At 67.7% G+C, this 23,185-nt stretch carries 25 protein-coding genes; 8 read left to right on the top strand and 17 right to left on the bottom strand.

From position 1 onward, the window contains the following. Positions 1-14 precede the first annotated feature (14 nt). Positions 15-1,046, bottom strand: a complete 1,032-nt coding sequence (locus tag IPG68_07125; protein MBK6763049.1) for an iron ABC transporter substrate-binding protein — start codon at positions 1,044-1,046, stop codon at positions 15-17. Between the two features lie 275 nt (positions 1,047-1,321). Further along, the gene (locus IPG68_07120; GenBank protein MBK6763048.1) at positions 1,322-2,422 is read right to left on the bottom strand and encodes a hypothetical protein; all 1,101 of its coding nucleotides are present in this window, start codon (positions 2,420-2,422) and stop codon (positions 1,322-1,324) included. Between the two features lie 114 nt (positions 2,423-2,536). Between IPG68_07120 and IPG68_07115 the strand changes: the two genes are divergently transcribed. Then, a complete protein-coding gene (locus tag IPG68_07115) occupies positions 2,537-3,292 on the top strand; it encodes an HNH endonuclease (protein MBK6763047.1) in 756 nt (251 codons plus the stop codon). A 3-nt stretch (positions 3,293-3,295) separates the two neighbouring features. On the opposite strand, the gene IPG68_07110 is transcribed toward IPG68_07115, so the two are convergent. Further along, positions 3,296-3,763 carry a hypothetical protein gene (locus tag IPG68_07110; protein MBK6763046.1) on the bottom strand — a complete coding sequence of 156 codons (468 nt, stop codon included), beginning with the start codon at positions 3,761-3,763 and terminating at the stop codon, positions 3,296-3,298. 57 nt (positions 3,764-3,820) lie between these two features. After that, on the bottom strand, positions 3,821-4,018 hold the full coding sequence (locus IPG68_07105; protein ID MBK6763045.1) for a hypothetical protein: 198 nt from the start codon (positions 4,016-4,018) through the stop codon (positions 3,821-3,823). 132 nt (positions 4,019-4,150) lie between these two features. On the opposite strand from IPG68_07105, the gene IPG68_07100 reads away from it, so the two are divergent. Next, positions 4,151-6,037, top strand: coding sequence for a GNAT family N-acetyltransferase (locus IPG68_07100; protein MBK6763044.1), 1,887 nt, complete (start codon positions 4,151-4,153; stop codon positions 6,035-6,037). 214 nt (positions 6,038-6,251) lie between these two features. Next, positions 6,252-7,829 carry an AAA family ATPase gene (locus tag IPG68_07095; GenBank protein ID MBK6763043.1) on the top strand — a complete coding sequence of 526 codons (1,578 nt, stop codon included), beginning with the start codon at positions 6,252-6,254 and terminating at the stop codon, positions 7,827-7,829. A gap of 125 nt (positions 7,830-7,954) precedes the next feature. Here IPG68_07095 and IPG68_07090 read toward each other — a convergent pair whose 3' ends face one another. Further along, positions 7,955-8,569: a hypothetical protein gene (locus IPG68_07090; protein MBK6763042.1), complete on the bottom strand. Its 615-nt coding sequence runs from the start codon at positions 8,567-8,569 to the stop codon at positions 7,955-7,957. Continuing rightward, positions 8,566-9,849, bottom strand: coding sequence for a VWA domain-containing protein (locus tag IPG68_07085; GenBank protein ID MBK6763041.1), 1,284 nt, complete (start codon positions 9,847-9,849; stop codon positions 8,566-8,568). The genes IPG68_07090 and IPG68_07085 overlap by 4 nt, the downstream gene beginning before the upstream one ends. A gap of 439 nt (positions 9,850-10,288) precedes the next feature. Here IPG68_07085 and IPG68_07080 point away from each other — a divergent pair, with 439 nt between their 5' ends. Further along, positions 10,289-10,789: a MarR family transcriptional regulator gene (locus tag IPG68_07080; GenBank protein ID MBK6763040.1), complete on the top strand. Its 501-nt coding sequence runs from the start codon at positions 10,289-10,291 to the stop codon at positions 10,787-10,789. On the opposite strand, the gene IPG68_07075 is transcribed toward IPG68_07080, so the two are convergent. Continuing rightward, positions 10,780-11,460: a hypothetical protein gene (locus tag IPG68_07075; GenBank protein ID MBK6763039.1), complete on the bottom strand. Its 681-nt coding sequence runs from the start codon at positions 11,458-11,460 to the stop codon at positions 10,780-10,782. The genes IPG68_07080 and IPG68_07075 overlap by 10 nt on opposite strands. Before the next feature lie 354 nt (positions 11,461-11,814). On the opposite strand from IPG68_07075, the gene IPG68_07070 reads away from it, so the two are divergent. Continuing rightward, complete coding sequence (locus IPG68_07070) at positions 11,815-12,954, top strand: FAD-dependent monooxygenase (GenBank protein ID MBK6763038.1); 1,140 nt, start codon at positions 11,815-11,817, stop codon at positions 12,952-12,954. A 49-nt stretch (positions 12,955-13,003) separates the two neighbouring features. Here the strand turns inward: IPG68_07070 and IPG68_07065 are convergent, their stop codons facing one another. The 3 genes from IPG68_07065 to IPG68_07055 all read right to left on the bottom strand — a co-directional run bounded on the left by IPG68_07065 (position 13,004) and on the right by IPG68_07055 (position 14,893). Next, positions 13,004-13,534, bottom strand: a complete 531-nt coding sequence (locus tag IPG68_07065) for a PadR family transcriptional regulator (protein ID MBK6763037.1) — start codon at positions 13,532-13,534, stop codon at positions 13,004-13,006. 108 nt (positions 13,535-13,642) lie between these two features. Next, entirely contained in the window at positions 13,643-14,155 is a 513-nt protein-coding gene (locus IPG68_07060; protein MBK6763036.1) for a hypothetical protein, read from the bottom strand. Between the two features lie 171 nt (positions 14,156-14,326). Next, a complete protein-coding gene (locus IPG68_07055; GenBank protein MBK6763035.1) occupies positions 14,327-14,893 on the bottom strand; it encodes a C40 family peptidase in 567 nt (188 codons plus the stop codon). A 298-nt stretch (positions 14,894-15,191) separates the two neighbouring features. Between IPG68_07055 and IPG68_07050 the strand changes: the two genes are divergently transcribed. Further along, positions 15,192-15,434 (top strand): hypothetical protein, encoded by a 243-nt coding sequence (locus tag IPG68_07050; GenBank protein MBK6763034.1) that lies wholly within the window; start codon positions 15,192-15,194, stop codon positions 15,432-15,434. 18 nt (positions 15,435-15,452) lie between these two features. Here IPG68_07050 and IPG68_07045 read toward each other — a convergent pair whose 3' ends face one another. The 6 genes from IPG68_07045 to IPG68_07020 all read right to left on the bottom strand — a co-directional run bounded on the left by IPG68_07045 (position 15,453) and on the right by IPG68_07020 (position 19,788). Further along, the gene (locus IPG68_07045; GenBank protein ID MBK6763033.1) at positions 15,453-16,076 is read right to left on the bottom strand and encodes a threonylcarbamoyl-AMP synthase; all 624 of its coding nucleotides are present in this window, start codon (positions 16,074-16,076) and stop codon (positions 15,453-15,455) included. A gap of 20 nt (positions 16,077-16,096) precedes the next feature. After that, positions 16,097-16,753, bottom strand: a complete 657-nt coding sequence (locus tag IPG68_07040; protein MBK6763032.1) for a response regulator transcription factor — start codon at positions 16,751-16,753, stop codon at positions 16,097-16,099. Further along, positions 16,750-18,174 (bottom strand): HAMP domain-containing histidine kinase, encoded by a 1,425-nt coding sequence (locus IPG68_07035; GenBank protein MBK6763031.1) that lies wholly within the window; start codon positions 18,172-18,174, stop codon positions 16,750-16,752. The genes IPG68_07040 and IPG68_07035 overlap by 4 nt, the downstream gene beginning before the upstream one ends. 4 nt (positions 18,175-18,178) lie before the next feature. After that, a complete protein-coding gene (locus tag IPG68_07030) occupies positions 18,179-18,691 on the bottom strand; it encodes a hypothetical protein (GenBank protein MBK6763030.1) in 513 nt (170 codons plus the stop codon). Then, on the bottom strand, positions 18,672-19,061 hold the full coding sequence (locus IPG68_07025) for a hypothetical protein (protein ID MBK6763029.1): 390 nt from the start codon (positions 19,059-19,061) through the stop codon (positions 18,672-18,674). The genes IPG68_07030 and IPG68_07025 overlap by 20 nt, the downstream gene beginning before the upstream one ends. A gap of 88 nt (positions 19,062-19,149) precedes the next feature. Further along, complete coding sequence (locus tag IPG68_07020) at positions 19,150-19,788, bottom strand: DedA family protein (protein ID MBK6763028.1); 639 nt, start codon at positions 19,786-19,788, stop codon at positions 19,150-19,152. A 51-nt stretch (positions 19,789-19,839) separates the two neighbouring features. On the opposite strand from IPG68_07020, the gene IPG68_07015 reads away from it, so the two are divergent. Beyond that, positions 19,840-20,682, top strand: a complete 843-nt coding sequence (locus IPG68_07015; GenBank protein ID MBK6763027.1) for a PhzF family phenazine biosynthesis protein — start codon at positions 19,840-19,842, stop codon at positions 20,680-20,682. Here IPG68_07015 and IPG68_07010 read toward each other — a convergent pair. Then, positions 20,661-22,016, bottom strand: a complete 1,356-nt coding sequence (locus IPG68_07010; protein ID MBK6763026.1) for a hypothetical protein — start codon at positions 22,014-22,016, stop codon at positions 20,661-20,663. The genes IPG68_07015 and IPG68_07010 overlap by 22 nt on opposite strands. Before the next feature lie 215 nt (positions 22,017-22,231). Here IPG68_07010 and IPG68_07005 point away from each other — a divergent pair, with 215 nt between their 5' ends. Continuing rightward, positions 22,232-23,185: a GGDEF domain-containing protein gene (locus tag IPG68_07005; GenBank protein MBK6763025.1), complete on the top strand. Its 954-nt coding sequence runs from the start codon at positions 22,232-22,234 to the stop codon at positions 23,183-23,185.

Here is a 23,185-nt window from a genome sequence, read left to right as displayed (position 1 = left end):
CTGACGCACGACGATCAGAGCAGCCCCACCTGCATCAACAGATCCTGGGTGCCGCGCAGGTCGCGCAACTGGTCGAGGGTCAGATCCGGGCCGTTGATCTCCGAGAGCGGAGGCAGCCCCTCCTGCTGCTCCACCGACTTCACGAGTGGGTACTCGGCCGTCTGCTCGGCGAAGTACTCCTGGGCTTCATCGCTGAGCAGGAAGGTGACAAATTCTTCCGAAGCCCGGTTCTCGGACCCGGTGGGCAGGATGCTCACCCCGGCGACATTGACGAGGTTGCCGGGATCACCTGCCTCGAAGGCTGCGTTGGCCACTTTCATGTTCTCCGCGCCGATCTCCTTGGCCTTCTCGAACCAGTAGTAGTGGTTCACGAGGCCCAGCTCGACGATGCCGGTATCAACCGCATCGAGTACTCCGGTGTTGTTCTCGAACGTCTGCACGTCGTTGGCGACCATGTCCTCGAGCCACTGCCGGGTCCGCTCCTCGCCGACCGTGACCCGCATGGCTGTCACGAAGGCCTGGAAGGACGCGTTCGTCGGTGCGATGCCCACCTTCCCCTGCCACTGCCGGTCGGTGAGATCGAAGACCGTGCGTGGGACGTCCTCCGCCGGCACGGACTCGGTGTTGTACACGATGACTCGCGCTCTACCGCTGGTCCCGACCCACTGGCCGTCCGCGCTGCGGAACCGGGCGGGCACCTTGGCCAGCAGGTCGGCGGGCAAAGCGGTGGCCATCCCCTCGTCCTGAATGACCTGCAAGGCCCCGGCGTCCTGGGCGAAGAAGACGTCGGCGGGGGACTTGTCGCCCTCTTCGAGCAGTTGGGCTGCCAGCTCCGCGGTGTCGCCGTACCGGACTTCGGCCTGCACCCCACTGGCTGCCTCGAACTGCTCGAGCAACGGCGCGATGAGTTCCTCACTGCGGCCGGAGTAGATGACAAGTTCCTCCGCAGCCTGGGTGGACACCGCCGGTTGGCCGCTCCCGCTCGCGCATGCTGACAGCCCCAACGCCGCGACGACTGTCAGCGCCGCAACCCCACCTCTGAACACAAGAACCTCCCAATTAGGTAAGGCTTACTTTAGAGGATCCGTAATCTCGGTCCCGCACCACCCGACATCCACAGACCGCGTGTCGGTGCTTGACAAATGCACTTTTGTCACACCCTTGGTTCACCATCGCAGTAGATGGTCGTGGAGCCACATCAAGCGAGTTCCAGCCATCATCCCGGGGTGACCCGGGAGGCCCGGGTCGGACTCGCGGGGGTGGCTCGACCCGGGTCACCAGCCGGCTTGTGGGGTGGGCGGGGGCCCGACAAGCCGGCTGTTCACCGGGGGACGTTCAGTGCGATCAGGCGAGTTGCGGTGTCATCGATCTCATAGAAGTCGAGGATGGAGATGTTGACCGGTTGGCCCTGTGCAGCCCAGTCCGTCATCTCCTGCACCGCGGTGGGGTTGCGCAGTTGTGCCAGGGCCTGCAGCGAGCAATTCTGCGTGCGGCTACCGGTCAGGCACTGAATCTGCGAGGTCAGGCTCATGGACAGTTGCAGTTGGTCGACGAACAGGCCGCACTGGTTGCCGCCGGCCACCGCGCACGAACCGTTGCCGCCGAGGGCCTGCTGGCGCGCGGTGAGGTACTGCACGTTCGCCGCCTGCGAGACCGCCGGGTCCTCGGTGTTCGGCCATGGCGAGTACAGAACCTGCTCGCGCTGCCGGAAGCACGAGGTGTTGGGCAGCTCGCCCTTCGCGTACAGCACCACGATGTTGCGACCGGCGTCCCACGCCTGCCGGAACGTGGCCTGCGTGACATCCGGGATCTTCGACGCCGTCCAGGCCCGCGAGCAGACCGTGCTGCCGTCGACCTTGTGGGTGCGCAGGATCTTGTCGATGGCCGACGTGTAGTACTTGTCGATCTTCTTCTTGCCGGTCAGGTCGATGTGCTGGAAGTCCAGGATGACCTGCTCGCGCGGATGCGCCTTGGCGAACTTCACGATCTGCTTCAATCCGGTGGTGAAGCGCACCGAGACGAACGTGTGCTGCAGGTGGATGGGGACCTTCGCGGCCGCGGCGTTCGTCAGCTTCTTCTTCGCCTTCTTGGCGCTCACCACCTTGTCGGCCGGGACCCCGAGCCGCATGTCGAGGTAGCGGACCCCCCCGTTGAGTTGTTGGGTGAAGTTCTGGCTCTGAGCCTTCGACAACTTGCCCGCCCCGCAGGGATTGCCCTTGCCGACTTGCACCATGGCCTCGTTGGCGCCGGCGATGGCCGTGACCTTGCAGTTGCCCTCGGTGTCGATCTTGAAGGCGCCGGAGTCGTGGGTGCCGGGGATGACCACCTGGGTGAGGCGGGTGTCCGGGCGGTCGTTGTACAGCGTCCCCATCCAGTCCGGGGTCGGGGGGACGACGGCGAGCGCGGCGGCGAGAAGCAGCATGGGGACAACGTAACTCCCGCCGTGCCTCGCCGTCTGGCCATCTGGTCGCGCTGCCTGGAGCGCGGGGCATGTCACCACCGCGGAGTAGTCTCGCCGGGAGGCCGGAGGTGGGGGATGGCGCGATATGGGACCCGGGTGCCCGGGCTGGTCGTCCTTGTGGTGATGGGTGCCCTCGGGTACGCCCTTGTCGCCGGGTGCGACGACCAGGCACCGCCGGCACCGGGTCGCTCACAGCCGGACGTGTCAGGGCCGGCGCAGCCCGCCGGCTCGGCCACGGGGTTGGCACAGTCGGTCACACCAGAGCCGGTCCCGCCGCCGTTCGTCGACATTGCGGCCGCGAAGCGAGCCGTGGCGGATCTCCCGGTCAAGGGCAGGGCTCCGCTGACGAACTACGATCGGGCGGCCTTTGGCGTCGCGTGGTCGGACGTCAACGACAACGGATGCGACACCCGCAACGACATCCTGCGCCGCGACCTGCACGACACCCGCGTGACCGACTGCGTGGTTCTGTCGGGCATCCTCGACGATCCGTACAGTGGTCAGCGGATCCGCTTCGTGCGGGGGCCGGTCACGAGTCTGGAGGTGCAGATCGACCACGTGGTGGCGCTGGCCAACGCGTGGCAGACCGGAGCGTCGTACTGGACCCCGGCCAAGCGGGAGCGGTTCGCCAACGACCGGCGCAACCTACTGGCTGTGCGCGGCGACCTCAACCTGCAGAAGCGCGACGGGGATGCCGCCACGTGGCTGCCTCCGCGCAAGGGGTTCCGTTGCGCGTACGTGGCGATCCAGGTGCTGACCAAGCAGCGCTACGACCTGTGGGTCACGCCGTCCGAGAAGTCCGCGATGCAGCGGATCCTCACCCCTTGCTGATCCTCAGAGGTAAAGCCCGGGGGCGGAGTCATCCGGTGGGTCCGCAGCCGCGTACGCCTCAGGGTCGAACCGGGGCGTGCCGCCGAACCGCTCCAGTACCTGCGGGCCCACGTCGGTGGTCGCATCGGCCAGGAACGTCAGGGCGCGCGAGAACGTGAACAGGTTCAGGTCGTCGGCAAAGATGTCGTTCTCCAGCAGGAACTGCCCGCCGGTGTGGAACGCGCGGACGAACACGAGGATGCGGTTGAGGTCGTTGAGAGCGTCGCCGAGTTCCTGGGTGTACTCGAGTTCGCAGACCACGCTGAAGGTCTGGACGATGAACTCGTTGCGCGCGGTGACCACTCGTGCGTAGCACTGACTGCCCCGGTGCGCGACCGGCAGATCGCCGTCGGCGTCCGGCTCGGGACGCGGCCCGTCAGTGAGGCCGGCGATCAGGTCCCGCAGGTATGACTCGACCATCTCCTTGTTCATGGGTGCCTCCTCCGATTCGCATGGCCAGCATCCCGCACGCTCGGGTCGCCGCGCAGGTCACCAGCGCTGGCAGATGGGGCAGCGCGAACAGTCCGGACAGCACTCGTCGCCCCAGAACACGGCGGCTTCGACGTTGAAGCCGTCGTCGAACGGCTGCCCCCACCAGCCGTCGCCCTGCCCCATCGCCTGACCGGTGGCGAGCCCGGTCAGTTGACACTGTGGACTGCAGTCGGGGCAGCAGGGCTGAGCGCTCACACCGGAAGTATCGGCTCGGGGTATGACATCTGTGAGGTTGCTCTCGATGCCGAAACCCCGGGGCTTCCGATTGACTCTCCCCCTGGTGGCGGGGAGGGTTGGGACAACACTGTTCGACGTCCGGAGACGCACATGCCCAAATCCAACGAGGAACTGCGCGACAGGATCATCGAAGCCGCCGCGAAAGTCTTCGCCGAGAACGGGTTCAGCGGCACGAAGGTGAACATGGTCGCGAAGGCGGCCGGCGTCAGTTCGCAGACGGTCCGTCGGCTCACCGGCAAGCGCGCCGAACTGTTCCGGCAGGTCATGGCTTCACGCGTGAGCTCGTCGGCCGCCGAGCGGGTGGCCTCTGCGGTGGCAGACCCCGCTCAGGCACCGCCGATCGCGGTGATGCTCGCAGCCGCGCAGGAGGTTTTCGTCAACCCGGCTGCCAGTTGGGACATCCTTGAACTCGAGGCCCTCACACGGGCCCATCTTGACGAGACCGTACAGGCCATCGAGACCGAGCGCATCGGCCGCCGATGGGACAACGCGTCGAAACTCGTGGCCCAGGTCCGGGCCAGCGGTGGGCTTGATGCCGCCGTCTCCGATAGGGCGGTCGTGCAGCTGGCCATCGCGATGTCCGCTGGATTGTCGCTGTTGGACCCGGTCCTGACCGGCAAGCCGACTATGGCCGAGTGGGTCGGCGTCATGGCCCGCATCGGTCAAGCCATTTCGCCACCGGACATGGTGTTGGCACCAGACTACGAGGCGCGCCAGCCGTGGCGGATCCGTGTCGACATCGCTGACCGGCCAGGATCGTTGGCCCGTCTGGTGCGCGGGTTCTCCCAGTTGCACGTCTACGTGGTCGGCCTGCAGATAGTCGACCATGTCGACGATCTGCGCACTGTCGACATTGCCATGTCCGCACCCGCGAGCGTGTCACCAGATGTCATGCTGGCCGCCGCCGTTTCAGTCGGCAGGCACGCGTACATCGCCGAAGGTTCGCCAAACGACAGCCTGGATCTTCCGACGCGCATTCTCGACGCTGCCGCCGCGGTGGTGAAGACCCCGGAACTCGCCCCGTTGATCGCGGCTGAACTCGTGGAGGCCGACGCTGTGGAGGTGGCCTCCGCCACCGAGGGTGAGGACGACAGCCCGGACATCTTGCGCCTGCAGTGGACCGCCGAGCAGCACGTGGTGCTGCAGCGGTCGTGGGCGCCCTTCGCGCGCGCCGAGCGGACCCGGGCCTCGGCTCTGCTGCGCCTGTCGTCGGCCATCGCGTCGGCGACCGGCGGCGAGGAGGCCTTCGGCTGGGTGGAACGGATCAAGGGCGGCACTGTCTGGATCCGGCTCGCGCGCCCCGAGGATGCCGACGCTGTCGCGGCCATGCACGACCGCAGCTCCGAGCGCAGCAGGTACCAGCGCTACTTCTCCATCACGGACTGGCACGGCACGAAGTTGTATCGCCTGGCCGGCGGACACCGTGGCGCCACGCTCGTCGTGATGAGCGAAGAGGGCCAGATCGTCGGCCTTGGCAATGTGTTCCCGGATCCGTCGGAGGGCAGTCACGCCGCCGAGATCGCGATGCTCGTCGAGGACGCGTTCCAGAACCGTGGGGTCGGCAAGCACCTCCTGCAGGCGCTCCTGCACATGGCCAACCGGCTGGGCTTCACCGAGATCGTGGCCAGTGTGCTGGCCGAGAACAAGGGGATGCTCAAACTCCTGCGGGGCACCGACCTGAACTGGCAGACGGAGATCAAGGACGGGATCGCGTACATGCATGCCCCGCTGCCCGGGCCGATCGAGTTCGTGGAAGTGGAGACCGGGCCCGTCCGGCGCCGCCCCGGCGCACGCAAGGCACCGGCGAAGAAGGCACCGGCGAAGAAGGCACCGGCCAAGAAGGCACCGGCCAAGAAGGCACCGGCCAAGAAGACACCGGCCAAGAAGACACCGGCCAAGAAGACACCGGCCAAGAAGACACCAGCCAAGAAGACACCAGCCAAGAAGGCACCGGCCAAGAAGGCACCAGCCTCCTGACCCGGACAGTCGCTCCCCGCACGTCGGGCTGAAGTAGTCCGCGATGTTCGGGATGTACCCGTAGATCATCTACTCGCCCACCTCCTGGGGGTTCGTCCTGACCGAATCGACCGGAGCGCCCGCTGCCACCTGCAGCGCACCACCCCTGCTTCTCACGCAACGCCGGTTCGGCGCTGAACGGGACATCCCGCAGGTCCGGCGACAGACTCGGCACATGCCCCGCAACTACCCGTCGGACCCGGATTCCGCCGAATCGCGGTCCTTTGCCGAGCGCGCGGTTTGGGCGGCGTTGCAGGAGTTGCCCGATGAAGCGGTGGTGATCAGTCAGTTCCGCGTTGTGGATGATCGCGGAGTGCTGCGAGAGGCCGACCTCGTGGTCCTCATCCCCGGCGCCGGAGTCGGTGTGGTGGAGGTCAAGGGCGGTCTGGTCTGGACCGTCGATGGCGAGTGGATCTCCCGCGACAGTCGTGGTTATGACCACTCGATCAAGGACCCCATGTGGCAAGCGCAGAAGGCCGGGTACGCGATCCGCGACTTCGTGACCGGGCAGGGCGTGGCCTGGCCGTCCTGGGTCCCGGTGGTGGCTCTGCCGGACACCCGACTGCGAGCCGATTTCGCGCCGGCTGACTCCGCTCGCGCCGATTGGATAGACGGCCTGGACGACCTGTCTGCGCGGCTGAGCGCCGCCGTCTACACAGGTGAGGACTTCGATGCCGACGAACTCGTCGCCGTCATGGAGAAGCGCTTGCCCAGGCCATCGGCACGGCAGAAGGCGGAACTCGCCTCCCGTCGCGCCGACATCATCACCCGTGAGCAGTACGCGATCCTGCGAGCGCTGCGCAGTAACAACCGGATCCTGGTCAGCGGGGGTCCAGGGACCGGCAAGACCTGGCTGGCTCTGGAGCACGCCCGCCAGGAGACCGTGCGCGGGGGGCGAGTGGCCCTGTTGTGCTACAACCGCGGCCTGGCGCTGGACATGACCCGGCGCGCCGCTCAGTGGCCGGTGGATCAGCGGCCAGCATGGATCGGGACGTTGCACCAGCTCGCGTTGGACTGGACCGGGATCGAGGTCCCGGCTGACGCCGAGCCGGCCTTCTGGGACGGACTGCCGGCCCAGTTGGCCGCCGTGGCACCCGCGTCGGATCAGCGCTACGACCTCGTGGTGGTCGACGAGGCGCAGGACTTCGCGCCCGGCTGGTGGAAGGCCGTCCGCTCAGTCCTGTGGGATCCGGACACCGGTCCGATGGTGATCTTCGGCGACGACGACCAGGAGTTGTACGGTCGCGGCGCCACCGGCCTGCCGGCGGTCGAGGTGGAGCTGTCACAGAACGTGCGCAACACCGTGCAGATCGCAGGCGCGTTGCGGGCGTTGACGGGAGAGGAACAGGAGGTGCGCGGCGCGACGGGTCCGCCCGTCGAGTTCTTCGAGACGCCGGCCGACAACGCGTGCACGGTCGCGGATCGGGTGGTGGAGGCCGTCTTGGGCGCCGGGGGCCTCGCGGCCGGGGACATCGCACTGCTGACGACCTGGCGACGCCACCCGATGCAGGAGCAGCGGCTGGACGAGCTCGGGGCGGCAGGTTTCGCGGAGTCGCTGCTGTCGCCCGACCAGGTCGCGGTGTGCACGGTGAAGGGCTTCAAAGGCCTCGAGCTTCCGGTCGTGGTACTGGCCGTCAACGGCTTCCACGAGGAGTCGGACGCCGAACACCTGTTGCGAGTAGGGGTGTCGCGCGCGACGCACCGGCTGGTCGTGGTGGGACCGGCGCAGTGGCTGGATAGGTTGGGTCGCTAGGCGACCCCGAGGATCTCCTGCCAGCCCGATCGCTCTCGCATGTCGCGGTCCTGCAGTCACCCCAGGGCGCCGACATGTCCTCGGATCAAGCGACGATCGGGGATGAAAGCGGCGACGTACCGTGCCTACTCGCCGACAGCATCCGCTCGGCCGGCAGTGGAGCCCGGCCCGTGGTGGGCGCTCCCCCTAGCATCGAACTCCTCGGCCACATGCCCCAGATGCGGGAGCCACGCGATGGCGCGCCGCACGTCCGCCCATGTGAGGCCAGTTCCGCCGTCTGTGCGGAGAAGCCGGAAGTTCGCAGGGTCGAAGCCCTCCCGTGTCAGGTACGCGTGGTCGTCGTGGCCGTGCGCATCATCGATCCAGACCCATCGCTGTGCCCGATCCACCTGCTGGGTGAGGATCGGGCTCTTCGCATACAGGATCCGGTCGAGTGCCGAAGCGGGGTAGCCCTGTTCGAACATGATGCGCTCCCCGAGGTGCCAGGACGTGTGCAAGTACGGTGCCTGCTCGAGCCCAACCTGCGGACCCATCAACAGCGACGCGCGTTCGTTCCACAGGGTGAACCAGACAATGTCGAACCGCTCGGCGAGAGCTGTCACCATGTCGCGCAGGTCACTGCTCAGGTGGATGGCGAAACCGTCCATCTCGTGGAGCGTGTAGCCCGGGGGCGACGGTTCGTCGGGGATGGCGTTCAGCACCCCGTCGATGTCGAGCAACAGCAACGGTCGGTCGGTCACCGGGACTCGTCCTCGGGCACCTGGCCACCCTGCGCACGTCCCCGGTAGCCCCGGGCCTTCTTGGCGCGGTCCGAACTCAAGCGCCGGCTCATGTACGTAGCCTCTCGCAGATCTAGTTCCTGCAGGGAGTGCTCGGTGAAGCCCACCTCCTCATCGATCTCCGGACTCGGAGAGTGTGCCAGGGCTGCGGTGAGGTCGTCCAGGCTGAGTCGCATCGCTGCCCGCGCCGATTCCACATCACCTCGCCGAAGCGCCTGCTCACTGCTGCGCTTGGCCGATTGTGCGCCGAGCAGCAACTTCTCGCGCTGAACCACCGGATCGGGTACCCGCCCCTTGGCCACGTCTCCGGGAACCACATTCACGGACACCGGGATGGTGACGGTGTGCGCCTGCAGGTCCGGAACGCTCACGTAGTTCAGGTGCAGTTGCGCTACCTGAGCCAGCCCCAACGCGGCCATCGCCGGCACCCCGAGTGTCACGAGCAGCCGACGTTGCTCCCCGGAGTAGAAGTCGCCCAGTTCGACCAGCACTCCGTCGGCGAGACCCTGGCTCGGCACGTCACTGAGCAGTGCGATGCTCACCACGTCCTGGGTGGGCTTGATCAGCAGGCTCCCAGCCTGGACGGTCTTGGACAGCAGTCCCGCGATCTCGCCGGCGACGGCGGCAGCAGCAGAGTCGGCCTCCTCGGCGAACGAGTGGTTACCGGTCCCGCCGATGGCCATCTCCGAGAGGATGAGGTCGTCGTAGTCCAAGCCGATGCCCACACTCGACGTGGTGATCGCCTCTGCCGCCGCACCGGCTGCCATCTGACGAAACACGCTGGGGTCGGTGATCCCGGTGTTCGCATGTCCATCGGAGAGTACGAGCAGGGTCCCTGCGGTGCCTACGCGCCGGACCTCCTGCAGGCCTCGGAGGTAGCCGGAGGACAGGTCGGTCGTCCCTCCCGGACCGATGGCAGCGATGACGTGCTTCACCGCTGGCCGGCCGAGTGCGTCGACGGTGTTGGTGGGGACCGCCACTTGTGCCTCGTCGTCGAAGACGACCAGACCGAAGTGGTCGGAATCGTCCAGGCGATCGATGAGCGATGTGAGTGCCCCCTTGGCGGAGGCAAGGCGTTCGCCTGCCATCGAACCGCTGCGGTCCAGCACGATCACCGCCGTGTGCGGTGACCGCTCGGCGTCCTGCACCTGCTCAGGTGCGGCGAACTCGAGCATCACGGTGACCGAGTCGTCTTCCTCCAGCGCCACCACGTCAAGGTCGAGAACTGCGTTGATGTGCATCTTGTACCCCCCGTTTTCCTTGCTGGCACCACCATGCCGCAGGGGTATGACAAAAGGATCGGGCGTTCGAGGAGCCCTGGTTGGAGTTCGTGCACGGCGTTGGAGGTTCCACGTGTGCGTCCTCCAATCTGGTGAACGACCTCCAACGCGGGCTTGCCGGACCAGACGGAGGCCGGTGAGTGCGCCGGGGTCGGGTCGGCCCGCACCACTCGCCATGCTAGCGCGATACCCACCGCCGCAGTGATGGAGACAGACGCCGGCAGCAGGGCACCCGCTGTTGCGGCGCACGACTGGCGAGTCGCACATCCATCCGAGCATCCCGCCATGCACGGGCCAGGGTGCTCCCGATGCGTCCCGTGCCCACCACCGTGACAGTCAATGACATGCGACTTCCAGATTACCTTGAACTCAAAATAATCTCTCACATAGTCTTACGCATGTGGAAACCGACTCGGTGGGGCGCGTTCTGCGGGAGTGGGCCGCGGTCCGCCCGGACCTCGACGTCAGTGCTGTGGGTGTCATCGCCCGGATGGCGCGCATCCGAGCCATCGTGGAGGCCCAACAGGCCCAACTGTTCGGCACTGCGGGTATCACGCCTGCGGACTTCCCCGTACTGGTGTCCTTGCGTCGCCGGCAGCGGCCTTTTCGGATGACACACACGCAGTTGGCGAACGAACTCGGTCTGACGCCCGGAACGGTCACGTCCCGCGTGGACCATCTCGTCGCACTGGGAGTGGTCCACCGGGAGATCGACCTCGACGACGCGCGGATCCGCTGGGTGGTGCTGACCGATGCTGGGCTGGGCCTGGTGGAGGACCTGATCCCCCGTCACCTCGAGGTGGAGGAGGACCTACTGGCCGGGATCAGCGACTCGCGCAGGCAGCGGCTCGCCAACGATCTGGCGGCGCTGCTGGCGGATCTGGAGAACCGTTACCGGTAGTAGGGCTCAGCCCAACCGAGATAGGGTCCCCAGCGGTCGACCGAACTCCACGTGACGATCTTCACGCGACCGCTGGGCATGTTGGTGACCACCAAGCCGCGGCCGACATAGGTGGCGATGTGGCCTGCGGGGTTGCTCGTACGCCAGAACAGCTGGGCGCCGATGGGTGCCAGGCGGTTGGTGTGGCCGTAGCCGGCTTTGCGTGCCCGGTACCACTGGCGCAATGCGGTCGAGGTGCGGCCGCTCTGGATCCCGTAGGCGTCGTCGACCAGGCGCAGACACCCGTTGCGGTACCCGGCGCGCCCCTGCCGAGCCCACTGCATGAGCCGGAACACCGCCGTCATGGGGCTGTAGCGGGTTCCCTTCGTGCGCAGGCTGACCCCCGCGCGCGAGGTGCGCTTGACCGATTTCTTGCGAGTTGGTGCGGGGGGCTCAACCGGGATGGCGCCGAAGGACGCGGCCGGGTCGGGGGTCTGGGACGGGGCGGGGTCGATGCTCTGCGTCGGTACCGGCTCAGGCGTTGGTGCGATCGTGTCGGTCGGCTCGGGGGTCGGCGCCGCATCGGTGATCGTCGGTTCGGGCGTGGGGGTGGGTTCTTCGGCCATGGCCGGGGCGGCCATGATGACCGGCACCACGACGGCGGTGCTGATCAACTTCGTGCGAACGTTCACATGCTTCTCCTGGGACTCACGTGCGGGAACCTGCAGGGAGGGCGTGTCGGAGGGCATGGCCGTGATCGGCACAGCAATGCCCGGGGCGTCTTGCATTCCCCAACACGGAGCCGCTCAACGTCCGTTGCGGACGGGGCGGGCAACCCTCCGTGGCGTGTGTTTCGTAAGAAGACTCCAATGTCTTGCGTTCACTGCCTGTGTTTCCGTGGCTACGGTAAGCACGGTTTTCGGCGATTCAGACCATGAGGGGGCTGATTGTGGGAAGGCTCACACTCTGGGTCCTCGGATTGTCCGTTTTGCCGCGAACGTCTGTGGATAACTCGGCGATGGGGCTCGCGTGTCACCATGTGAACCGTGGACGTGGCGGTCATCGGCGGCGGAGTCGGCGGTCTGGCGACGGCCCTCGCGCTGCACCGCATCGGCGTGGCGGCCACGATATTCGAGCAGGCGACCCGACTCGAGCCCGCCGGGGCCGGCATCGGTCTTTGGCCGGGTGCGCTGCGCTCGCTGCGCGAGATCGGCGCGGCCGACTGGTTCTGGGACCTCCCGGTGTGCCCGTTCCGATGGGCCAGGACGGCTACAGCCGACGGGCGCACGGTGACCGGTTTCGACGTCAGCGCGATCACCGGTGGACTCGGCTACGTGGTCCGGCGCAGCGATCTGCAGTCAGCACTGCTCCACGCGCTGCCCCCGGTGCGCACCGGCATGCGACTCGAGTCGCTGACCCAGGATCCGTCGGGCGTGGACCTGAAGTTCGCCGATGGGACCACTGAACGAGCCGCGGTCGTGATCGGTGCCGATGGCCTGCGGTCCGTGGTCCGGGAGGCCCTGCTGGGTCCCGCCGCACCCCGGTACAGCGGGCAGACCGCTTACCGCGGGCTTGCGCCGTTGGCGGTGGCGGACCCCGGCATGATGCAGGAGACCCAGGCGGCAGGGTGGCGGGGAGCGGTCCACCCGCTGGACTCCGAGCATGTCTACTGGTGGGTCGCCCGCCCCGCGCCGCCCGGGGTGCGCGGGACTCCCGAGCAGCACAAGCGCACCGTCCTGCGGGGAGTCGCGGACTGGTCGGGCGGCCTGCCGCAGGCAGTCAGGGCCACCCCGGCTGACGCGATCCTGTGCAACGACCTGTACGACCGCGACCCGGTGCCCCGATGGTCGGCCGGCCGGGTCACGCTGCTCGGCGACGCGGCGCACCCGACCACGCCCAATCTGGGCCTCGGGGGATGCATGGCGATCGAGGATGCACTGGTCCTCGCGCGGGCTCTCGCCGCGAACACCGCCCACGGCCCGGCCTTCGCGCAGTACGAGTTCGAGCGGCATGCCCGCACTGCCCGCGTGGTGCGCATGTCCCGGCTCATGGGTCGCACCGGGGCACTGACCAACCGTGCCGCGGTGGCTGCTTGGCACGTGGCCAACGCTGTGACCCCGTCTCGCGTCGCCGCGGGCATGCTGGCTCGTGAAGTGACCTACGATCCCGGTCCATTGCGCCGTTGACAGGACTGTGGCCCCGGTGAGACACCGGGGCCACAGTCCTGGGATCGGTCTACTCCGCCAGCATCCGGTAGATCTTCTTGCGGGCGTCAGCCAGCACCTCGCACGCCGCGTCGATCTGGGCCGGGTCGTCGAGTTGACTGACCTGCCAGACCGCGGCGCCGAGCTGTTTGCCCTCGGCCCACAGCTTCGAGGTGCTGTCGTCCTCGCTGTCGGTGTCGCGCGCCCAGGGCTCACCCCAGGCTTCGCGTTGCTGCTCCACCAGTGTCTTGCCAGCGGGGGTCAGGCTGAACGTCCGCCGGCCCTCGTCCTGTGATGGCTGCACGAGGCCCTCTTTGGCCAAGCGCTTGAGCACCGGGTAGATGGACCCCGGCGACGGGCGCCAGCGGCCCTCGGAGCGGTCGGCCAGTTCGGTGATGATCTCGTAGCCGTGCCGCGGCTGCTCGTCGAGCAGCAACAGGATCGCCAGCCGAACGTCGCCGCGGTCGCGGCGCTGGCGGGGCGGGGGCCCCCAGGGACCCGCCGGCCCCCATCCGCCGTGGTGGCGGTGACGGCCGCGGCCCTTGGGGCGATCGGTTGTCATGAATGCCCAGCCGGGCATGGGATGTGCGTAACTCATGGTCACTCCTTGATGTCAGTGATCGCGCTACTTACGCGATGCAGTAACGATATATCGCAAACTGTCGGAGTGTCAACCATCCGCCATACCCAGCTGGGCGATCACCGTGGGTTGTGCGGTGCCCGCCGACAGCCCCGGCAGAGTCGGGTCCTCGGCGATATGCACCCGGGAAGCGAAGGCCCGCAGGATCAGCTGTACCATCGCGATGCCGGCGATACTCTGCGCCTCGACGGGGAGCCCGGCGGACTCCGCCCGCACGGGCTTCCCCAGGGCCATCTCCGCGGTCACAGACACCGCCACCGTCATGACGTAGTCGACCATGCCCAGGTTCTCGCGGCTCACCGCGTAGGCGCCGCCGCCATTCGGGTACGCGTGCACGGTTTGCCGATACGACCAGACGCGCGAGCAGCGCCGCCACGGCCAGCGCCACGGCTGGGGTGAAGGCCAGTAGTGAGGCGCCCCGATGACCAGCACGAGCAGGATCTGCTCCGTCGCGTATGCCACGGATGACAGTGGGTCGCTGCAGAGGATCGGCAGGGCCAGCCATTTCGGCAACAGGGTTTCGCCGAGAGCCCCGGTGTGCATGGGCCGGATGAGCAGGGTGCGTTTGATGGCGTTGGGCGCATCTCCAGTGACGCGCCCGCCGGGTCCGGGCGCCAGTCTCCTCGACAGCTCTCTGGCGCCGCAGGCAGCATATTGACGGTTTGTTAGCGTCTGCGCGGCGACCCGCTCACCGGTCCGCGCCCGAAGGTCCGGTCAGCCGTTGATGATGCGACCGGCGCCGGCGTACCGGGCCCGGTAGTAGCCCATGTTGATGCTGTCCACGCGCACGCCGCTGCGGGGGTTGGTGGCGTGGATCATCTTGCCCCTGCCGATGTACATCGACACGTGCTGCGAGCCGCCGGGGCCGAAGAACATCAGGTCCCCAGGCTTGAGGTGCTTGCGTCCGACCCGCTTGGCCCGGTGCATCTGGGCCCCGGAGTAGTGCGGCAACTGCTTGCCCGTGGCCGTGCGGTACACCCACATGGTGAAACCGGAGCAGTCGAACGAGTTGGGGCCCGACGCGCCGGCGACATATCGGTCGCCCTTCTGGTTCAAAGCGACGCGCACCAGGGAGGCGCGGGCCCGGTTGGCGCGCTCGCGGGCGGCAGCGCGCTTGGCCCGCACCGCCTCTGCTCGCTTCTGGGCGGGGGTGATGACGTGCTGGGTGGGGGCCGGTGCCGGGGCCGGAGTTGCCTCTGCGGGCAACGTCCCGAACGCGACGGCGGCGCCGGCGGCAGCGACGGTGGTCAGGCGGATGTACGTGGCAGGCGAAAACGCCATGCAGGACTCAACTCCCTCTCATGCCGCCTACCGGGTTAGCTGACGGGCTCGAGGGTGAGAAGGCCCTCTACCGACTTCCGTCGGATTCGCCCCAACATCGGTTGGGTCCCCGGTGTGCCCGATGGCACTTCGGCGGGTAGTTCCGTCCGCGGACTTCCCGCGGATTCAGTTGTCGGAACACCTACTCTTCGACGGTAACCGCTGATTCCCTCCACATAGTCAACGGGTTGCGTGAGATCAGTCACAGAACCCGGTGTTCCACAGAGTCGGCCTCGACCCGCCCGGAGGTGCCGGTGGCGTGACAGCTGACCAGGGACCAAGGCGACTGGACGACTACTGGGACGAACTGCTGCATGCCGCCGAGATCGACGGCCGCGCGCACCATGTCAATCGGGAGGCCTTCGAGCCGGATGCCCGCCGCCTGATCATCAGGTACTCGGCGGCGGCCGTGCGTTACGACCGTCGGTACGTCCTCGAGAACACCGAGGCAAACATGGAGGCGAGGCGGGCGCTGTCACGCGGGTACCGTCCCCGGGGCTGAGCCAAGCTGTGGCGGGCGCTAGTCCTCGGTGAACGGCGCCGGATCGCCCGCCCCCACGCGCCGGATGACCGGATCGGGGCCGGACAGGTCGACCACGGTGGTGGGTTCCGTGCCGCACTCACCGTCGATCACCGCGTCGAGCACGTGGTCGAGGCGCTCCTTGACCTCCCAGCCGTCGGACATGGGGTGATCCTCGCCGGGCAGCAGTAGGGTGCTCGACAGCAGCGGTTCGCCGAGCGTGTCGACCAGCGCCTGCGCGACCGGGGTGGGCGGGATGCGCACGCCGACCGTGCGCTTCTTCGGGTTCATGAACCGCCGCGGAACCTCCCGCGTGGCGGGCAGGATGAACGTGTAACTGCCCGGGGTGTGTGCCTTGATGAGGCGGAACACCCTGTTGCTGACGACCACGAACTGGCTCATCTGGGCGAAGTCGTGACACACGAGTGTGAAGTCGTGGCGGTCGTCCAGGTGGCGGATCTCCCGGATGCGGTCGACCCCGGCCACGTTGCCCAGGCGGGCCCCGAGTGCGTAACCGGAGTCGGTGGGGTAGGCGATGAGGGCGTCCTGCTGGATCATCTGCACCACCTGGTTGACGAGGCGCTGCTGCGGGTTCACCGGGTGCACGTCGAAGAATCGGGCCACATCGCCACGCTACGCGGCGCCTACCCCAGGCGGTAGCCCATGCCCCGTACCGTCTGGATGGCGTCGTTGCCGATCTTCTTGCGCAGGTAGCGCACGTAGACGTCCACCACATTGCTGCCGGGGTCGTAGTCATAGCCCCAGACGCTGTTCAGCAACTGCTCGCGCGCCAGGACCTGCCCCGGGTGGCGCAGGAACATCTCCAGCATCGCGAACTCCCGCGCCGTCAACTCGTGCTCGACGCCCTCGGCGGTGACCCGCCGGGTCTTCAGGTCCAGGTGCACGTCGCCGCTGGACAGGACCGATTCGCCTGGCTCCGGGGCGCTGCGGATGCGCCGGCGGACCCGGGCAAGCAGTTCGTCGAACGAGAACGGCTTGGCCATGTAGTCGTCTGCGCCGCTGTCGAGGCCGGTCACGGTGTCCTGCACGGAGTCACGCGCGGTGAGGATGAGCACCGGCAGCCGACTGCCGGATCCGCGCAGGGTGCGCAGCACCTCGAAGCCGTCCTGCCCGGGCAGGCCGATGTCCAGGATGAGCAGGTCGAAGTCGCCGGACTGGGCCAGGTGCAGGGCCTCGATCCCGTCGCCGGTGTGCGTCACCGTGAAACCGTTCGCGCGCAAGCCCTTGGTCACGAACGAGGCGATCCGGGGGGAGTCCTCGGCGAGCAGGATGTGGGTCATCGGCGCACCTGCGCAAGCGTCGTGCGCCGTGCCGGCAGAACCATGCGCATGTCAGCGCCGCCGAGATCGCTGTCCCCGATGACCAGCAGTCCGTGATGTGCGCCTGCGATGGCGGTGACCAGGGCCAGCCCCAGGCCTGCGCCCTCCAGGTCGGGGTTCGCCTCCGAGCCGCGGCTGAACCGCTGGGTCACCGCCTCCCGCTCCTGCACCGGGATGCCGGGGCCGCTGTCGGCGACGAAGAACTCGACGTCCTGGTCCACCAGACGGGCGCCGATGCGGATGACGTCGCCGGGGTTCGTGTGGCGAACTGCGTTGTCGGCCAACTGGAGCATCGCCTGCGTGATGCGCTGTCGGTCGATCATGACGGTCACGTTCTGGGTGACTGCCAGTTCCCAGCGGCGCTCGCCGAGGGCGTTGGCCTTCACGAGCAGCTCGTCGAGAAGGCCGCCGAGCTCCACGGATCCCAGGCGGACGAAGCCGGGCTGACTCGCTTTTGTCAGTGTCTGCAGGTCGTGCACGATCCTGTTCATCCGGGCCAACTCGTCGAGGACCAGGGCGACCGTGGCCGCGCGTTGTTCCGGGTCCTCCTCGAGCAGTTCCAGGTGGCCCTGCACGATCGTCAGCGGGGTGCGCAACTCGTGACCGGCGTCGTCGATGAAGGCACGCTGCGCGGCGAAGGCCTCGCCGAGCCGGTCGAGCATGTCGTTGAAGGTCCGGGCGAGGTCGGCGATGTCGTCGCCGTCGCCGTCGTCGACGGGGATGCGCCCGGAGAGGTCGGTCTCGCTGATCTCCTGTGCGGTGCGGCGCATGTCGCGCAGCGGGGCGAGCAGGCGGCCGGCGACGAACCACCCCAACAGGGCGGCCAGCGCGAACGCCCCGATGCCGATGGCGGCGAAGCGGCCCATGACCTGCGCGACGTCGGCGCCTTCGAGATCGGCGAAGATGCCGACGACGAAAACGCCACGTTGACCGTTCGCGTCGACGGGCACGGCCACCCAGCGGACATCCCCGGCGCTGGTCTCGAGGTCCCCGAGTGTCACGTCCTGCACGTCGCGGACCTGGTCGACCAGCGCCGGATCGAGGTCGAGTCGCACCGGCGGGTTGTCGCCGCTGCGGGTCTCAACCTCGCCGTCGACCATGACGAACATCGTCTCGTTCACGTCGGGGATGCTGCGCTGGATGTGTTGTTCGAGAAGTGAGCGCACGTCGCCGAAGGGCTGCCCGGTGCGCGGGTCGATGCCCTCCTCAGCCAGTAGCCGCAACTCGGACACCTCCCCGCGCAACTCGGTGTCGACACGGTCGTCGACACGTTGCAGCAGGAGGGTCCACGCTGCCACCCAGGAGATGACAAGGACCAGCAGCACCGGGATCAGCACCCAGCCCAGGATGCGAACCCGGGTCGAACCACGCAAAGCTCGCATTTCCCTATTGCACTACGTAGTCGAAGTCTTCGCTCACGGGCTCGTTCTCCTCGTCCAGCATGGGTACGTCCTTCGCGGGGTTGAACGTGCCGTTGCCATTGTCCAGGTAGAGCGCGGCGTCGAGCTCTTGACTGACTGTGACCGGCGTCTGAAGTCGAACCTGCGTCGGCTGGCTACGGGTGGAGACCTGCTTCACGCCGAGCACTTGGCCGGTCATGTCGGTGATGACCAGCAGCGCCGGTTCGCGGCTGAGCAGGACTGACGTCACCGCGACCTCCGTGCCGTTCCCAGCCTGGTCGTCGACCTCCAGGTCGGCCACCGGATCGGTAGCACTCGGAGTCGTCTGCGTGGGCAGCGAGGTCTCGACAGGCGCCGGCAACTCGATCGCCTCCTCGCCGGACGGGACGGTCGTCCCGGCCGGCTCCGAGGAGGAGGACGACGAGCAGCCGACGACGAGCACCGGCAGCACGGCGGCGAGGCCGATCAGCCCGGCCCGCTTAGATGCTGAGCTTGACACGGCACACCTCCCCGTTGGGCCCCTTCGCCCGGGCGATGAAACGGTCCTTGCCGCGGCGGTCGTTCACCTGCTGCATCACGTCGAGTTCGCCCTCGTTGTCGGCGATACGCGACGTGCGCAGGACGGTCCTGCCGTTGTGCTTGATCCGCACGTTCCAGGCGCGGCCGGGGGTGGCGTTCTCGATGTCGTAGTCGACGTCGATGCGGCCGAACTCCTTCTCCAGCGACAGTTGCGCGAACGCGCTGCCACTGCAGCGCTTGGTCTTCTCTCGCTCGACGTCGAAGTCGGCGTGCGCGGCGGAGGCGCCGGCGATGCCGAGCCCGGTCGCTGCGACGGCGGAGGTTGCCAGTATGGCGGCGGTCCTTCTCATGATGGTGGTTCCCTTCTCGGTTTCGTTCTGACACCTTCATGGAACGTGTTGTGCATGAGACGACTGTGAGATCCCGATGAGAGGTTTCTCATCGACTGCGCCGATAGACCCGCCGCGTGATGAACACTGCGATCGATGCCCCGATCAGTGCGTAGATGACGTTGTTCGCGAGGTCGATGTGGGCCTCAATCACGTGGTACTGGGTGCCCAGCAGCCACCCACTGCCGATCAGCAGTCCGTTCCAGATCAACGACCCGATGGTGGTGAGCGCGGTGAAGCGGCCCACCGGCATGCCCGCGGCACCCGCGGGCAGTGACACGAGACTGCGGACGCCGGGGATCAGCCGCCCGACGAGTACGGCCTTCTCCCCATGCTTGGCGAACCAGGCATCGGCTCGGTCCACGTCGTCGGCGTCGATGAGGGGGACGGCGAGCATCACGCGGCGGGTCCGGTCCTCGCCGAACGCCCGCCCCGCGCCATAGAGGACCAAGGCCCCCAGGACCGAGCCCAGCGTCGCCCAGAAGAGCGTCCACGGCCCGGAGAGGTCCCCGAAGTAGACCAAGGCCCCCGCGGCCGGCAGGACCACCTCGCTGGGAATCGGTGGGACCAGGGACTCCAGCAGGATCAGCGCGCCGACCCCGATCTCACCGAGCCGGTCGATGGTGGCCAACACGAATCCGATGAGCCCGGCCTGCTCGTCCGGCGGGTTCAAAGAGGCGAAGAGCACTTCACTATTCTGGCATCCCGGTTCTCCGGGGCTTCATGTCACAGTGGTGGCATGCAACGACGCTTCCAACAGGTGGATGTGTTCTCCACGGAACTGCTCGGCAATCCGGTGGCGGTTGTGCTGGAGGCCGAGGGATTGACCAGCGAGCAGATGCAGGGCCTGGCGCGCTGGACCAACCTGTCGGAGACGGCCTTCGTGCTCGCGCCGACGGTGCCGGGCGCGGATTACCGCGTCAGGATCTTCACTCCCGCGCAGGAACTGCCCTTCGCGGGGCATCCGACGCTGGGCACGTGCCACGCGTGGGCGCGTGGGTCCGCAGCGACCGAAGCTGTCCAGGAGTGCGGCGCGGGTCTGGTGCCGCTACGGCGCACCGCCGACGGCTGGGCTTTCGCGGCGCCCCCGCTGGTCCGCAGTGGGCCTGTCGGGCCGGCGGATCTGGACATCATCACCGGGATCCTCGGCATCGGCCGTCAGGATCTCGTCGACGCCCAGTGGGTCGACAACGGCCCGGGCTGGGTGGCGGTCCTGCTGCCGAACGTCGACTCCCTGATGGCACTGCGGCCAGGCTTCCTGCAGGGCCACTTCGTCGGTGCCGCAGCACTGCACAACCCCGGCGGCCCGGCGGATCTGGAGGTGCGTGCCTTCTTCGACGTCGGCGGGAAGACAGTCGAGGATCCGGTCACCGGCAGCCTCAACGCCTCACTGGCGCCCTGGCTGACCGGCGCCGGCCACCTCGCGTACCCCTACGTCGCCGAGCAAGGGACGGTCATCGGGCGGCGCGGGTTCGTCCATCTCGACCAGGACGAGGCCGGCACCGTGTGGGTGGGCGGCGCGACCGTCACCCGCGTCAGCGGCGTGCTCGACCTGGCAGCCTACCCCACTGAGTCGTCGTAGGGCGTCTCCCCGTTGTCCGGGTACTGCGTCGGGTAATCCGTGGGGTAGTCGTCCGGCGGCATCGTGTAGGGATCCTCGGTGTACGGGTCCTCCGTGTACGGATCCTCGGTGTAGGGATCCTCGGTGTAGGGATCATCGGTGTAGGGCTGGTCGCTGTCCACGAAGTCGGCATCGTCGATGTACGTTCCGCCCCCCTTTGTCACGTAGTACGTGCTCTGGCGGTAGCCGCCCTCCCAGTACTCCTCGACGTAGACGGCCACGAACGTGTCACCGACGTACGCGCCGTTGATCGAGTAGGAGGTCAGCGCCCCCCAGTTCGGCGGTGCCATGTTGGCCGAGCCTCCGAACCGGCCGATGAAGTTGCTCGTGCAGTAGGAGTCCGCCGCACCGTAGTCACCGTTCATCACCGCGTTGAGGAACCCTGTGACGTCCTCGATCTGGCGACTGGTGCCACTCGTGGTGCCGGGGGTCCCCGGCTCCTGTGTGGTCGTGCCCGGTGTGCTGTCCGCGCCGCCGGCGGTACCCGGGGGACGGGTGAACTTGTCACCGGTGGTCACGTCGATCACCACGAAGATGTCGATGATCACGGTGTTCTGGATGATCACCGTTATGGACTGCGGGTTCCACCCCGGCCAGGTCGGCCCGACGTACGTGACGTCCGGAACCTGCGCCGGGGGTGGGGTCAACGGGTTGCCGCAGAAGCACCGCACCACCGGCAGGCCGCGCTTGCCAACCAGCACCGCGGTCCCGGCCTGCAGGACGGAGGTGAAGGCGGTGGCCTTCCCATCCTTGAACCCGTGGTTGGTCACCAGGGTGTCGCTGCGCAGCAGCATGGGTGTGAGCTTCATGACGAATGTCGGGATCTGCTCGTACGGGATGCCCAGTACGCCGGCCCAGGCACGGCCCTTGTCCGGGTTGGCCATGAGGTAGGAGATCAGTTGCTTGCGGTCACAACTGCTCACGTTCTTGGTCCCGCCATAGAGCCCGGGCTCCCCGCCCGGCACGGTGACCGGCTGCTTCGTGGTCTTCGGGGTGATCTGCTGATCGGTGCCGACGGGGTCGGTGAAGGAGTCCTGGGTGGCGTTGATGGGCACCGTCGTGATGCTGCTGGTGGTGTCACCGGCGGGCGTGGAGTCGTCACGAGATGTGATCAGCCAGAAAGCCCCGCCGCCGAGTAAGAGTGCGAACACCACGACCGCGGCGACGATGCCGATGATGATCCCGGCGTGGCTCTTGCGCTGCGGTTGGGGAGCCTGTGCGGCGTCGGGCACCCACTCCTGCCCGTCCCAGCGCAGCCAGCGCTGACCGTCCCAATGCACGTTCGGATCGGACATGATGCCCCACCTTCCCCCCGAAGGCGGTGCCACATCGCCACACACGCGGTGCGGCACGCAGTCAGGCGGCAGGCCACCCGACTGGCGCGTCTCGGGCCTCGTACCTCACTGCAAGTGTACGCCCGGGCGGCAGGGCGAACCACCCTGCAAGATCACAGGTGACCGTCTGTCATGCCCCGGGCTTACCCTTGGGTATGGGTGCTCCGGGGGGTGAGATGGGGCGGACAGTCGCGCACTGGCCGAGGCTTGTGGCCGACCGGCCGGCGGCACCGTACGTCGCCCTGAGTTCGCTGCTCCTGATCTTCAGCGTGTGGTCCGCATTGTTCTCGCTGTTGCCTCTCTCGCAGCTATTGCACCTGTACGTCGTGCTGGCGGCGCTGTTCTTCCTGGCGATGGTCCTGTGGGTGTGGTTCGGCGCGCCCCGCATCCCTGGCGGTTGGGGGCTGGACACCGCGGTGATCGTCGCCGGCATCGTGGCGGTGTCGGCCACGGCGTACGCAGGCTCCCCGGAGAACCAGGTGGTACTTGGCCTGAGTCTGTTCGTCTTCGGCACCTACTCGGCCTATTACCGCCCCCCGGCGCGCTTCGCGGTCTCCCTGACTGTGCTGCTGGTGGCCTATGGCGCCATCCTTGTGACCTCCACCGTTCTCCACCCGCTCTACTACGTGGTCATCGCCACCCTCACCGTCGCGGTGACCACCACGATCTCGGTGCTGGTCGCCCAGTTGCGCCAGCAGGCGTTCACCGACGATCTGACCGGGGTGCTCAACCGGCGCGGGCTGGCGACACTGGCCGCCTACGTGGACGCCGAGATGCGCCGCACGGAGATGCCGGTGGCTGTGGCTCTCATCGACGTCAACGGTTTCAAGGACTACAACGACCGATACGGGCACCTGGCCGGAGACGAGGTGCTGGTCTCCCTGGCACACGCGCTGCGCACGCAACTGCGCGCAACGGACGTCGTCGCGCGGTTCGGCGGCGACGAGTTCGCCGTCATCCTGCCCGGCACCGACGAGAGACAGGCCAAAGATGTGCTGTCCCGTGTGGACCACGGACAGGCCGAGCCGACCTGGAGTTTCGGGATCGCGCCCTGGCCGCAGTCGCAGACACTGACGCAAGCCCTGACCGAGGCCGACGCCCACTTGTACGCCGTCAAGCGGGCGCGCTGA

This window comes from Micrococcales bacterium (assembly GCA_016703125.1).
Taxonomy (GTDB): domain Bacteria; phylum Actinomycetota; class Actinomycetes; order S36-B12; family UBA10799; genus JADKAV01.
Note: the sequence above shows the minus strand (reverse complement) of the source record. Positions and strands in the feature narration are given on the sequence as shown.